General features: G+C 73.0%; 12 protein-coding genes. All 12 read right to left on the bottom strand.

Annotated features, from left to right (window positions below):
• Positions 1 to 14 precede the first annotated feature (14 nt).
• The 12 genes from ACESM1_RS22525 to murB all read right to left on the bottom strand — a co-directional run bounded on the left by ACESM1_RS22525 (position 15) and on the right by murB (position 13,128).
• Positions 15 to 344 carry a hypothetical protein gene (locus ACESM1_RS22525; protein ID WP_372623455.1) on the bottom strand — a complete coding sequence of 110 codons (330 nt, stop codon included), beginning with the start codon at positions 342 to 344 and terminating at the stop codon, positions 15 to 17.
• A gap of 43 nt (positions 345 to 387) precedes the next feature.
• Positions 388 to 1,011: a LysE family translocator gene (locus ACESM1_RS22520; RefSeq protein WP_372623454.1), complete on the bottom strand. Its 624-nt coding sequence runs from the start codon at positions 1,009 to 1,011 to the stop codon at positions 388 to 390.
• A 68-nt stretch (positions 1,012 to 1,079) separates the two neighbouring features.
• Positions 1,080 to 3,218: an NAD-dependent DNA ligase LigA gene (gene ligA / locus ACESM1_RS22515; protein ID WP_372623453.1), complete on the bottom strand. Its 2,139-nt coding sequence runs from the start codon at positions 3,216 to 3,218 to the stop codon at positions 1,080 to 1,082.
• 85 nt (positions 3,219 to 3,303) lie between these two features.
• Positions 3,304 to 3,783: a GNAT family N-acetyltransferase gene (locus tag ACESM1_RS22510; protein WP_372623452.1), complete on the bottom strand. Its 480-nt coding sequence runs from the start codon at positions 3,781 to 3,783 to the stop codon at positions 3,304 to 3,306.
• Positions 3,780 to 5,459 (bottom strand): DNA repair protein RecN, encoded by a 1,680-nt coding sequence (gene recN, locus ACESM1_RS22505; protein ID WP_372623451.1) that lies wholly within the window; start codon positions 5,457 to 5,459, stop codon positions 3,780 to 3,782. The genes ACESM1_RS22510 and recN overlap by 4 nt, the downstream gene beginning before the upstream one ends.
• Positions 5,460 to 5,490: 31 nt before the next feature.
• Entirely contained in the window at positions 5,491 to 6,339 is an 849-nt protein-coding gene (locus ACESM1_RS22500; RefSeq protein WP_372623450.1) for an outer membrane protein assembly factor BamD, read from the bottom strand.
• Positions 6,340 to 6,424: 85 nt separating this feature from the next.
• Complete coding sequence (gene lpxC / locus ACESM1_RS22495) at positions 6,425 to 7,372, bottom strand: UDP-3-O-acyl-N-acetylglucosamine deacetylase (protein ID WP_372623449.1); 948 nt, start codon at positions 7,370 to 7,372, stop codon at positions 6,425 to 6,427.
• Between the two features lie 208 nt (positions 7,373 to 7,580).
• Complete coding sequence (gene ftsZ, locus ACESM1_RS22490) at positions 7,581 to 9,086, bottom strand: cell division protein FtsZ (protein WP_372623448.1); 1,506 nt, start codon at positions 9,084 to 9,086, stop codon at positions 7,581 to 7,583.
• A 71-nt stretch (positions 9,087 to 9,157) separates the two neighbouring features.
• Positions 9,158 to 10,450, bottom strand: coding sequence for a cell division protein FtsA (gene ftsA / locus ACESM1_RS22485; RefSeq protein ID WP_372623447.1), 1,293 nt, complete (start codon positions 10,448 to 10,450; stop codon positions 9,158 to 9,160).
• Complete coding sequence (locus ACESM1_RS22480) at positions 10,447 to 11,322, bottom strand: cell division protein FtsQ/DivIB (protein ID WP_372623446.1); 876 nt, start codon at positions 11,320 to 11,322, stop codon at positions 10,447 to 10,449. The genes ftsA and ACESM1_RS22480 overlap by 4 nt, the downstream gene beginning before the upstream one ends.
• Positions 11,312 to 12,232: a D-alanine--D-alanine ligase gene (locus ACESM1_RS22475; RefSeq protein WP_372623445.1), complete on the bottom strand. Its 921-nt coding sequence runs from the start codon at positions 12,230 to 12,232 to the stop codon at positions 11,312 to 11,314. The genes ACESM1_RS22480 and ACESM1_RS22475 overlap by 11 nt, the downstream gene beginning before the upstream one ends.
• Positions 12,229 to 13,128: a UDP-N-acetylmuramate dehydrogenase gene (murB, locus tag ACESM1_RS22470; protein WP_372623444.1), complete on the bottom strand. Its 900-nt coding sequence runs from the start codon at positions 13,126 to 13,128 to the stop codon at positions 12,229 to 12,231. Before murB ends, ACESM1_RS22475 begins: the two co-directional genes overlap by 4 nt.
• Between the last annotated feature and the right edge of the window lie 7 nt (positions 13,129 to 13,135).

Here is a 13,135-nt window from a genome sequence, read left to right as displayed (position 1 = left end):
CCGCGCCCGGCCAGCTACTCGTTCATGAAGGACCAGGTGGCGAGGCCCAGCCCGACCACGCCGAACAGCATCGAGAGCCCCGGCCAGGCCGGCCGCGGCCCGCGCCAGCCGAAATACCAGTTGAGCGCGAAGGAGCCGAACAGCGCCGCAACCCCGTCCGCCCAGTGGCTGGTGTAGAAGGTGCGCGCGATCAGCGCGCCCCAGACCACCAGCGCCGTGAAGGCAAGGCCGCGCCAGAACAGGTCCGCATACGCGTTCTCCGGCCGCATCCGCGGATCGGCGGAGCGCGTGTGGATGAAGGCCGAGACAGAGAGCAGGAGCGTGGCGAGCAGGGCGGCGGACATGGCCGCCCCGCTTAAGCGCGGGGCGGCCCTCCGCGCAAGCCGCTCACCCGGGCCGGCCGCCCACCAGCAGCCGCAGCCCGAGCGCCAGGAAGATCAGCCCCGCCAGCCCGTCCAGCCAGCGCGAGAAGGTGGAGAGGCGGGCCGCCGCACGATTGGCGCCGGCGATCAGCAGCCCATAGGCGGGCACCCCCATCAGCGGCACCAGCGGGCCGAGCAGCAGCATCTGCAGCCAGGCCGGCGCGCGGGCGGGGTCCACGAATTGCGGCAGGAAGGCGAGGAAGAACAGGATCACCTTCGGGTTGGTCAGGTTGGTGATGAAGCCGTCCCGGAACGCCGCCCGCGCCGGCGCCGCCGGCCGCAGCGTCGCCCCGCCGCGCCAGGCCGCGCGCAGCGCGCCGAAGGCAAGCCAGAGCAGGTAGCAGGCGCCGGCCAGGCGCAGCGCCTCGAACAGCGCCGGCGAGGCGGCGACCAGCGCCGCGACGCCCGAGGCCGCGAGCGCGATATGCACCAGCGCGCCCGTCCCGATGCCGAGCAGCGCCGCCCAGCCGCGCGACGCGCCGCCGGCGAGTGTCTGGCCGATCACGAACAGCATGTCCGGCCCCGGGGTGAGGATCAGCACCCAGGCGGCGACCAGGAAGGCCAGGAAGAGCTGCGGGTCGAGCGGCATGGCAGGAGCATGATCGCACCTGGCGGCGGGAGGAAACGCAAAGCCCTGATGCGGCCGATCAGCCGGCCTTATCCGAGCCCGGCCATCTCCTGCCATTCCGTCTCGGTCAGCGTCTTCACGCCGAGCTCCGCCGCCTTGGCCGCCTTGCTGCCGGCATCGGCGCCGACCACGACGAAGTCGGTCTTCTTCGACACGCTCTTGGTGACCTTGGCGCCGAGCCGTTCCGCCTGCGCCTCCGCCTCGTCGCGCGACATCTTCTCCAGCGTGCCGGTGAAGACCAATGTCTTGCCGGCGAAGGGGCTGTCGGTGGCGGCGGCGAAGGCGGCGTCCTCGGGCGTCACTTCCCGCGCCAGGTCATCGAGCGCGGCCAGGTTGTGCGGCTCGGCGAAGAAATCGGCGAGCTCGGTCGCGATGGCCGGGCCGATGCCCTGGATCGAGCCCAGCTCCTCCCGCGCTTCCGAGCCGATGGTGGTCGCGGCCAGCATCTTCGCGCGCCACTCGGCGAGGGAGTGATAGTGCCGCGCCAGCAGCTTGGCATTCGCCTCGCCGATGCGGCGGATGCCGAGGGCGAAGATGAAGCGCTCCAGCGGCACGCGCCGGCGCGCCTCGATGGCGTCCAGCAGCTTCGTGATCTTGCGCTCTCCCCAGCCTTCCCAGCCGAGCATCGCCTGCTCGTGCCGCTTCAGCCGGAAGATGTCGGCGGGGCTTCCCACCAGGCCTTCATCGTAGAGCTTCTGGATGTTCTCCTCGCCGAGGCCCTCGATATCCATGGCGTTGCGGCGGGTGAAGTGGATCAGCCGCTCCACGGTCTGCGCCGGGCAGACCAGGCCGCCGGTGCAGCGGCGCACCACCTCGCCGGGCGGCCGTACCGCATGGCTGCCGCAGGCCGGGCAGGTTTCGGGAAACACGAAGGGCTGCGCACCCGGTGGGCGCTTCTCCGGCACCACGCCGACGATCTGCGGGATCACGTCGCCGGCGCGCTGGACGATGACGGTGTCGCCGATGCGCACATCCTTGCGCGCGATCTCGTCCTCGTTGTGCAGCGTCGCATGCGTCACCATCACGCCGCCGACGCCGACCGGCTGCATCACCGCGCGCGGGGTCAGCGCGCCGGTGCGGCCGACCTGGATCTCGATGTCGAGCAGCACCGTCGTCGCCTGCTCGGCCGGGAACTTCCAGGCGATCGCCCAGCGCGGCGCACGGCCGACGAAGCCGAGGCGGCGCTGCCAGTCCAGACGGTTCAGCTTGTACACCACGCCGTCGATGTCGTAGCTGAGCGCTGCGCGGCCTTCCGTCATCCGCTTCTGGAAGCCGAGCGCGGCGGTCTCGTCCGCCAGCAGCTCGGAGAGCGGGTTCACCGCGAAGCCCCAGCCGCGCAGCCGGTCGAGCCAGGCTGCGTGGGTCTCCGCCGGCTGCTCGCTCGCTTCGCCCATCGCATAGGCGAAGAGCTTGAGCGGGCGCTGCGCGGTGATGGCGGGATCGAGCTGGCGCAGCGCGCCGGCGGCGAAGTTGCGCGGGTTGACGGGGATGGTGATGGCCGGACCCACCTTCTCGCCGCGCGCGCGCCGCGCCTCGCGCTCCTCCGCGGCCTGCGCCTGCGCGGCGCGGAAGGCGAGGAAATCCGCCTTCTCGGAGAACACCTCGCCGCGGACCTCGATGCGGGCAGGGAAGGGGGGCTTCAGCCTGCGCGGCAGGTCCTTCAGCGTCAGCAGGTTTTCCGAGATGTCCTCGCCCTCGGTCCCGTCGCCGCGCGTGGCGCCGCGCAGGAAGGCGCCCTGCTCGTAGATGAGGTTGACCGAGAGTCCGTCGATCTTCGGCTCGGCCACGAATTCGAGGGGCTGCCCGGGCTCGAGCTTCAGGAAGCGGCGGATCGAGGCGGTGAAATCGAGGAAGTCCGGCTCGCCGAATGCATTCCTCAGGCTCAGCATCGGCACGCCGTGGCGGAGCGTCGCGAAGCCTTCCGCCGGCTTCGCGCCGACGCGACGGCTCGGGCTGTCCTCGCGGATCAGTTCCGGGAAGCGCGCCTCGATGGCGTTGTTCCTGGCAACCAGCGCGTCGTATGCGGCGTCGCTGATCTCGGGCGCATCCTTGGCGTGGTAGAGCGCGTCGTGATGCGCGATCTCGGCAGCCAGCGCGGCGAGTTCCTGCTGCGCCTCCTCCTCGGTCAGCGCCTCCGGCTTGCGGGTGCGGAGCGTGGCGTCCGTCATCATCCGTGCTCCGCGCTCGGCGCCGCCACCATCGCCGCCGTCGCGGCGAGGTCCGCCTCGGCCACCGGTCGCACGCGCGGCGCGGTCACCCCTGCGCCTCCGCAGCAAGCCGACGCAGCGCGGCGCCCTCGATGATCTCGCCGCTGAACAGGCCTTCGCTGCGCGCGCCGATCGCGCGGTAGAACAGCGTCGCCTCGTCGTCGCCTTCGTCAACGCCCCACCACAGGCAGCGCGCACCGCGGCGCCCGGCCTCGGCGGCGAGCCGCGCCATCAGCCCGCGCGCCAGCCCACGACGCCGCGCCTCGGGTGCCACGTAGAGGTCGAGCAGCATCATCGCGAAGGCGGCCCGGACGGCATCGTAGATCAGGCCGGCGGTCGCGAAGCCGACGACCCGGCCTTCCCGCTCGGCGACGAAGAGCAGCGCCTTCGGCTGCGCGCCGAGCAGGTCGCGGCGCACGATGGCGGCCGTCATCGGCGGGTCCGGCACGTCGTCGCCGAGGGTGTTGATGGCGTTGATCAGCGCGGCGACGGCTTCGGCGTCGGCCTCATCCGCCGTGCGGATCACAGCAGGCTTCCCGCCAGCAGGCTGTCGGCGGCAGCGCGCGCGGCTTCCGTTACCCGCTCGCCGGCCAGCATGCGCGCGATCTCCTCGCGCCGCGCGGGCGCGTCCAACGGCGTCACCCGCGTCTCCGCGCGGCCCGACCTCACCTGCTTGGCGACGGAGAGATGCCGCGCGCCGCGCGCCGCGACCTGGGGCGAATGCGTCACCACCAGCACCTGCAGGCGCTCGGCCACACGCGCGAGCCTGTCGCCCACCGCCGCCGCGGTCGCGCCGCCGATGCCGCTGTCCACCTCGTCGAACACCAGCGTCGGCACCGGCGAGCCGCGCGCCAGCACCACCTTCAGCGCCAGCATCAGCCGCGAGAGCTCGCCGCCCGAGGCCACCTTGTCGAGCGCCCCCGGCGGCTGGCCGGGATTGGTCGAGACCAGGAAGGTCACGCGGTCCACGCCCTCCGGCCCCCAGGCGGCTTCCGGCTTCGCCGCCACCTCCACCACCAGCCGGGCGCGATCGAGCTTCAGCGGCGGCAATTCCCGCCCGATGGCCTTCTCCAGCTTGCCGGCCGCGTCGCGCCGGGCCTCGGTCAGCGTCCCGGCGGCCGCGAGATAGGCCTCGCGTGTCTCCCGCGCGCGACGCTCCGCCGCACTGACGCTTTCGGTGCCGGCATCCAGCGCCGCGAGGCGTTCCTTCAGCGAGGCGAGCAGCGCCGGCAGCTCCACCACGGCCACCAGGTGCTTCCGGGCCGCGGCGCGCAGGGCGAAGAGGCGTTCCTCCACCTGCTCGAGCCGGCGCGGATCCGGGCCCGATTCGTGGACCAGGCGCTCCAGCGCGGTCTCCGCCTCGGCCAGCGCATCCAGCGCGCGGCCGAGCGCATCGAGCGCCGGCTCGGCCTCGGTGTTCGGCGCCGGCAGGCGTTCCAGCGCGCGCACCGCGCTGCGCAGCGCGACGGCGGGATTGGCGGCGCGGCGATCGCGCGGGGTGAGCGCGGCCAGCGCCTCGGCGATCGCTTCGCCGCGCCGCTCGCCCTGTTGCAGGCGGTGGCGTTCGGTCGCGAGCGCATCCTCCTCGCCTTCCCCGGGTGCCAGCGTCTCCAACTCGGCAACGGCGTGCCGAAGAAAATCCTCGTCGCGCTGGGCGGCGGCGATCGCCTCCCGCGCGGTGGCGAGCGCACGCTCGGCGTCACGCCAGGCACGGTGGGCCTCGGCGACGCGCGCGCGCAGCTTCTCGAGCCCGCCAGAGGCATCCAGCAGCCCGGCATGCGCCGCCGGATCCGCCAGCCCCACCTGCTCGTGCTGTCCCTGCACCTCCACCAGCAGCGCGCCGAGCCGGCGCAGCAGCGCGAGGCCCACCGGCTGGTCATTGGCGAAGGCGCGGGAGCGGCCATCGGCGGTGACGACGCGGCGCAGCACCAGCTCGTCCTCGGCCTCGATCCCCTGCTCGATCAGCACGGCGCGGCCGGGGTGGTCCTCCGCCACGCTGAAGGCGGCGGCGACGGAGGCCTGCGGCTGGCCGGCGCGGACCAGCCCGCTATCCGCCCGCGCGCCGAGCGCCAGGCCGAGGCTGTCGAGCAGGATGGACTTGCCGGCGCCAGTCTCGCCGGTCAGCACGGTGAGCCCCGGCCCGAAGGCCAGGTCCAGGCGCTCGATCAGCACCACGTCGCGGATGGCCAGCGATGTCAGCAAGGCCTGTTCCGCCGTCCGTGCGGGCGCTGCCCTAGAAGATGCTGTTCCAGGCGCGGCGCAGCATGCCCGGCCGTTCCTGGTCGGCGGGCTCCGCGCCGTCCACGAGCAGCGCGTAGCTGTCCTGGTACCAGGGGCTTCCCGGGTAGTTGTGGCCCAGCACCGAGGCGGTGCGCCGCGCCTCCTCCGTCAGGCCGAGGGTGAGGTAGAGCTCGGTCAGCCGGTGCAGCGCCTCGGCGACGTGGTTGGTGGTCTGGTACTCGTCCACCACCCGGCGGAAGCGGCCGATCGCGGCGAGGTAGAGGCGGCGGTTCTGGTAGAACCGGCCGACCGACATCTCGCGCCCGGCCAGATGGTCGCGCGCGAGGTCGATCTTCAGCCGCGCATCGCGGGCATAGGGCGTGTTGGGGAAGCGGTTCGCCACCTCCTGCAGCGCGGCCATGGCCTGTTCGGTGGTGCGCTGGTCGCGCTGGGTGTCGTTGATCTGCTCGTAATAGGACAGCGCGCGCAGGTAGTAGGCATAGGCGATGTCGCGATGCGCAGGATGCAGCTGGATGAAGCGGTCCAGCGCGCCCAATGCCTCCGTGTAGCGGTTGCGCATGTACTCGCCATAGGCGGCCATCAGCTTCGCGTTGGTGGCGAAGGCGGAATAGGGATGCTCGCGCTCCACCGTGTCGAACAGCTCGACCGCGCGCTGATACTGCTGGGCGCTCAGGGCTTCCATGCCGGCGGCGTACAGCCCCTCGGCGGAGGTGTCGGCGGCGATCTGGCGGGCGCCGAGGGATTGCTGACTCCCATCCCAGCCTGTGCCGCAGCCGGCCAATGGCAGCAGCAACAGCAGCGTGAGGGGCAGGCGGCGGAGCATCGGGGTCGCTATGCGCATGGCGGGCCTCCTATACCACGCCGTGACGCGGTTCGGGCAAGGCGGCCCCATCGGAGAAACGCGCCTGGCGGCCTGGCCCCGCGGCTCACGCCATCGCGGGGGCGGCGGCGGCCGGCAGCCGGCTGGTGACGCCATCCGCAGGCACCTCGGTGCCTGCCGGCGCCCAGGCGCTGCGGTCGGCGAACAGGGCGCGCAGCAGCCGGTTGTTCAGCGCATGGCCGGAGCGATGGCCGACGAAGCGCCCCGACAGCGACGCCCCGGCGAGCGCCAGATCGCCCACGGCGTCTAGCAGCTTGTGGCGCACGAATTCGTCCGGCCGGCGGAGCCCGCCGGGGTTCAGCACCAGCGGCCCATCCACCACCACGGCATTGGTCAGGCTGCCGCCCTGGGCGAGCCCGGCGGCGCGCAGCCGGGCGATTTCCTCGGCCAGGGTGAAGGTGCGGGCATCGGCCAGCGCGGCGCGGAAATTCGCCGGCGTGATCCGCAGCGACAGGTGCTGGCGGCCGATCGCGGTGGCGGGGAAATCGATGGTCAGCGCGGCGTCGAAGCCCGATTCGCGGGCCGGCAGCAGCTCCGCGAAGGCCTCGCCATCGGTCACGCGGACCGGGCGCAGCACCTGGATCGCCGGGGCTGCGAGCGGCAGCGCGACGGTGCCGGCGCAGTCGATCAGGAAGACGAAGGGCGCGGCCGAGCCGTCCAGGATCGGCACCTCGGGTCCATCCACCTCGACCAGCGCGTCGGTGATGCCGGTGCCGGCCAGCGCGGCCATCACATGCTCCACCGTGCCGATGCGTGCGTGCGGCGCGTCCTCGGCGACCAGCGCCGTGCAGAGGCGGGTGTCGGCCACGCGGTCGAAGCGGGCGGGGATGTCGATGCCGAGGTCGGTGCGGCGGAACACGATGCCGCTGCCACCCGCCGCCGGCCGGAGGGTCAGCGAGACCCGCCGCCCGCTGTGCAGGCCGACGCCCACGCAGCCGATCGCCGTCTTCAGCGTCCGCCTGCTGGTCCTGTCGATCGGGAGGAAACCGTCCATGCTGCTCCGCACCTGGTTGCGCCGGCCGCCGCCTCATCCCGTTCTGGGATGGATTTGCGGCCGGAGCGGGGCAGCGGAAGAAGCTGTCCCCGATGTCGAAATGCCATTCCGAGCACCGGGGCGCCATTCAAGCGTTGTTTCATCATATTACGCCGCAAGTCCTTGAAAATACGGGGTTGGTGCGGCGCAATACGGCCCTATTTCAGCCTTAATTGCTCTGCCGGCGGAGGAAGGTCGGGATGTCGAGCCCCATCTCCTCCTGCGGTGCCACGCGCGGCGCCTGGCGAGGCATCGGCGCTGCCACCGGCTCCACCCGCACTGCCTGCGGCTGGGGCTGCGGTGCGGCGGGCTCGGCCACATCACGGCGCATCAGGCCGGAGAGGCCGGTCGCGGTGCGGAACAGGCTGCGCAGCCCGCCGCCGGAGGGCGCGGCTGCCGTCACCGGCGCAGGGCGGGCGGCGACCGGGGCGCGCGGGCCGGGTTCGGCCTGCTGGCTGATCACCACCGGCATGTCGGCCGGCTGCGCCGCCTCCACCGGTGCGGCGGGGGCGAACTGGGCCGGGGCAGCGAAGGACTGCGCCGGGCGGGCCGTGGCCGGGGCGGGGGCCGCCGCGACGCGCGGCATGAAGCCGCCGGTTGCGCGCGCGGGCTGCGCCGGCGCCACCGCGGCGGCCGCGACCGCCTGCACCGGCGCACCGCCGCCCACCGCGACCAGCTTCGGACGCTCCGCCTCACGCGATTCCTGCGCGTCGATGCCGGTGGCGACGACCGAGACGCGGATGCGCCCGTTCATCGTCTCGTCGATGGAGGAGCCGAAGATGATGTTGGCGTCCTCGTCCACTTCCTTGCGGATGCGGTTCGCCGCCTCGTCCACCTCGAACAGCGTCATGTCGTAGCCGCCGGTGATGTTGATCAGCACGCCGCGCGCGCCGCGCATGGAGGTGTCCTCCAGCAGCGGGTTGCTGATCGCCGCCTCGGCGGCCTTCACCGCGCGCTCCTCGCCCTCGGCCTCGCCGGTGCCCATCATCGCCTTGCCCATCTCCGCCATCACCGTGCGGATGTCGGCGAAGTCGAGGTTCACCAGGCCCGGGTTCACCATCAGGTCGGTCACGCCGCGCACGCCCATGTAGAGGACGTTGTCGGCCATCTTGAACGCCTCGGCGAAGGTGGTGCGCTCGTTCGCCAGCCTGAACAGGTTCTGGTTCGGGATCACGATCAGCGTGTCCACGAACTGCTGCAGCTCCTCGATGCCGGTATCGGCGGCCTTGCGGCGCTTCGGGCCCTCGAAGTCGAAGGGCTTGGTCACCACGCCGACGGTCAGGATGCCACGTTCGCGCGCCATGCGGGCGATCACCGGCGCCGCCCCCGTGCCGGTGCCGCCGCCCATGCCGGCGGTGACGAAGACCATGTGCGCGCCTTCGAGGTGGCGTGCCAGGTCCTCCGTCGCTTCCTCCGCCGCGGCGCGGCCGATCTCGGGCTTGGCGCCGGCACCGAGCCCCTGCGTCAGGTGCGGGCCGAGCTGCACGCGGCGATCGGCCTTGCTGTTCACCAGGCTCTGCGCGTCGGTGTTGGCGACGAGGAACTCCACCCCGTCGAGCCCCATGGCGACCATGTTGTTGACGGCGTTGGTCCCCCCGCCGCCGACGCCGACGACGCTGATGCGCGGCGTGAAATCCGTGTGCTGGTGCGACGGGATGGTGAGGTTGAGCGTCATGTCGAGAGCCCCCTGGAAAACTCAGCCTGCGGTGATGAACGCGGTGTTGGTTGCAGTGACGGGTGCGCGCATCAGACGCGCACCCGGAGCCAGTCGATCAGTCGCCGGATGGCGCCGCGCGATCGGTCGGGACCGGGCGCGACATCCACGATCGGGCGGCCCTCCCCGGCCGCCCAGCAGAGCAGCCCGGTGGCGACCGCGAAGGGCGCCCCCCCGGCGGTTTCCGGCAGGCCGCGTACCCCTCGCGGCTTGCCCGTCCTCACCTGGCGGTCCAGCACGCGGGCGGCGAGCTCGCGCACGCCGATCAGCTGGGATCCGCCGCCGGTCAGCACCACGCGGGTGCCGGCTTCCTTCGCGACACCGGCCTGCTCCAGCCGGTCGCGCACGAATTCGAAGGTCTCCTCCAGCCGCGGGCGGATGATGTTCACCACCATGGCGCGGGGGATGCGGGCGATGTGGTCCTCATCCTCGCCGACCAGCGGGATCGGCAGCATCTCGCGCTCGTCGTCCTGCGAGGCCAGCGCGCCGCCATGCAGCGTCTTCAGCCGCTCTGCGTGGTTGATCGGCGTCGAGAGCACGCGGGCGAGGTCGTTGGTCACCTGCCAGCCGCCCACCGGGATCTGGCTGGTGTGGATCAGCTGGCCCTCGGCGAAGACGGCGATGGAGGTGGTGCCACCGCCCATGTCGATGACCGTCGCGCCGATCCGCTTCTCGTCCTCCACCAGCGTGGCGAGGCCGGCGGCGAAGGGGGCGGAGACCAGCTCCTCCACCTCCAGGTCGCAGCGCGCGAGGCACATGCCGAGCGTGCGCAGCGCCGCCTGAGAGGCGTCCACCAGATGCACGCGCGCACCCAGCGTCTCGCACACCATGCCGCGCGGATCCTCGACGCCGGGCGTGGCGTCCACGGTGAAGGAGACCGGCGCGCCGTGCACCGTCTCGCGCCCTTCCTCATGGCCGCGGCGGCGACCTTCGGAGAGGATCGCGCGCAGGTCGGCATCGGTGACGGCGCGGTCGCCGATCGGCCACTGGATGTGCAGCAGCCGTGATTCCGGTTGCCCGCAGGAGAGGTTGACGATCGCGCCCGAAAGCTGCGTGTCCGACATCTCCTCCGCCTGTCCGACCGCGGCGCGGATGGCGCGCTCCGCCTCTTCCAGGTCCACGATGGAGCCGCCCTTCACGCCGCGGCCGCGCTGCCAGCCGAAGCCGAGCACGCGCGGGCTGCCATCGCCCTCGATGCGCGCGACGAGGCAGACGGTCTTGGTGGTGCCGATGTCCAGCACGCCGAAGGTGCCGGAACGTGCGCCGCGCCGCCGCGGCTGCGGCGCGCCCTCGACCGGGACGGGCAGGCGGGAGAGGGCGTTCATCCGCGGTTCCCCCGGCGGCGCTGCGGTTGAGGTTCCGGCTCGGGCGCCGGCGGCGGGCGCAGCACCAGCCGGTCCGGCAGGCGCATGTCGATCGCCAGCAGCGGGCGGTCGAGCAGCGCGTGCCGCGCATGCAACTCGGACAGGCGGTTCAGCGCCGGCGCCTCATGGCCCTCCGGCAGCAGCACATCGGTGCCGCTGTGCAGCCGCAGGTTCCACCGGCGCTCGGCGATGCGCACCAGCGCCTGGGTCCGCTCCAGGATCGCGCGATGCGCCACCAGCAGGTCGTAGAGCGCCGCGCCATGGCGCTCCGCCCCGGCGCCGACGACGATCGGCAGCGGGCCGAAGGCGTCCAGCGTCTCGGTCGTCACCACCCGGCCGGCACGGTCCACCACGGCGAAGCGGCCCTGGTGCTGCCAGATGGCGAAGGGCTCGCGCTCGGTCAGGCGCACCAGGATGGTGCCGGGCAGGCGGCGCTCGACATGCGCGCTGGCGACCCAGGCGATGCTCTCCAGCCGCGCCCGCGCATCGGCCGGCGAGAAGCCGAGCATCGGATCGCCGCGCGCCACGCCGATCGCCGCGCGCACCAGCTCGCGCGGCGTGTTCTGCCGGCCCTCGAGGATCACTTCCTGCACGTCCAGCCCGGCCGCGCTGCCAAAGGCGGCGGCGTTCTCGACGAATTCGCGCATCCGTCCCGCAGGATCGGCGAGGTAGAGACCGATCGCCACGGCGGCCAGCGCGCCGGTGCCGAGCAGCGCGAGCGCGGCCGGCCGCGCGAGCCCGCGGCGGCGGCGCAGCCAGAGGCGCAGCCGGCTCGGACGATCGGGCTCGCGCCGCGATGGCGCGCGGCCGCCCGCGGTGAGGCTACGGGCCATTCCGCGCCTCCCGCACCATCCAGGAGCAGAGCTCGGGGAAGCCGATGCCGACATGCGCGGCCTGTTCCGGCACCAGCGAGGTGCGGGTCATGCCGGGCTGCGTGTTGACTTCGAGGATGTAGAGCCGGCCGGGCTCGCCCGCGGTGTCGTCGTAGCGGAAATCCGCGCGCGAGACGCCGCGGCAGCCGAGCGCCTGGTGCGCGCGCAGCGCCACCTCCATCGCCTGCTCGCGGATCGCCGGGGGCACCGGCGCGGGCAGGGTGTGGCGGCTGCCGCCATCGGCGTATTTCGCCTCGTAGTCGTAGAAGACGTTGCCGGTGGCGATCTCCGTGACTTCGAGCGGGCGATCGCCCATTACCGCGACGGTCAGCTCGCGGCCGGGAATGTAGGCTTCCGCCATGATGCGGCGGTCGTATTTCCAGGCGCGCGCCACCTCGGCGCGGCGGTTGTCGCCGTCGCGGAAGATCTCGACGCCGACCGAGGAGCCCTCGTTCACCGGCTTCACGACATAGGGCCGCGGCAGCGGATCGGCCGCTTCCAGTTCCTCCGGCGAGACGATGCAGGACGGCGCCACCGGCAGCCCTGCCGCGGCGAAGGCGGCCTTGGCGGCGGCCTTGTCCATGGCGATGGCGGAGGCCCGCAGGCCCGAATGCGTGTAGGGCAGGCCGAGCCAGTCGAGCACGCCCTGGATGCAGCCGTCCTCGCCGAAGCGGCCATGCAGCGCGTTGAACACCGCGTCCGGCTTCGCCGCCTGCAGCGCGGTGATGACGGCGGCGAGGTCCTGCCCGACTTCGATCGGCGTCACCTCGAAGCCGGCCTGGCGAAGCGCCGCGACGACCTGCGTGCCGGTGGCGAGGCTGACCTCGCGCTCCGCCGAGACGCCGCCATGGAGGACCGCGACATGGGTCATCGCGCCACCTCACCCACGCGCTTGATCTCCCATTCGAGGTCCACGCCGGACTGCGCCTTCACCCGCGCGCGCACCTCCTCGCCGAGCCCTTCGATATCGGATGCGCTGGCGCCGCCGGTGTTGAGCAGGAAGTTGGTGTGCAACTCCGACACCTGCGCCCCGCCGCGCGTGAGGCCGCGGCAGCCCGCCGCATCCACCAGCGCCCAGGCCTTGTGCCCCGGCGGGTTCTTGAAGGTGGAGCCGCCGGTGCGCGCGCGGACCGGCTGCGTGGATTCGCGCGCCGCGCGGATCTCCGCCATGCGCGCGGCGATGGCCGCTGCGTCGCCGGGAACGGCGCGGAAGCGCGCCCGCACCACCACGCCGCGCGGCGGCAGCGCTGCCGCGCGGTAGGCGAAGCCGAACTCGGCGGCGGACAGGCGCAGCAGGCCCGAAGGTGTGGCGACCTCCGCCCAGTCCAGCACGTCCTTCACCTCGACCCCGTAGGCGCCGGCATTCATCGCCACCGCCCCGCCGATGGTGCCCGGAATGCCGCAGAGGAATTCCAGCCCGCCGAGCGCGGCCGCCGCGGCGTGCTCCGCGACCGTCGCATCCAGCGCGGCGGCGCCGGCGACGATGCCCTCGCCATCCCGCTCGATCCCGCCGAAGGCGCGGCCCGCCAGGCGCAGCACCGCGCCCCGCACGCCACCATCGCGCACGATGAGGTTGGAGGCCGCGCCGATCACCGTCAGCGGAACGCTTTCCGGCAGGTCACGCAGCAGCAGCAGCAGGTCGTCGAGGTCGGCGGGCCGCACCAGCCACTCGGCGGGACCGCCGACGCGGAACCAGGTGACCGGCGCCAGCGGCGCGCCCGCCTGCACGCGGCCGCGCAGCGGCGGGAGCGCGGCGTGGCGTTCCATCCCCGCC

Origin of the sequence: Falsiroseomonas sp. (assembly GCF_041690465.1) — a bacterium.
Classification (GTDB): Bacteria; Pseudomonadota; Alphaproteobacteria; order Acetobacterales; family Acetobacteraceae; genus Falsiroseomonas.
Note: the sequence above shows the minus strand (reverse complement) of the source record. Positions and strands in the feature narration are given on the sequence as shown.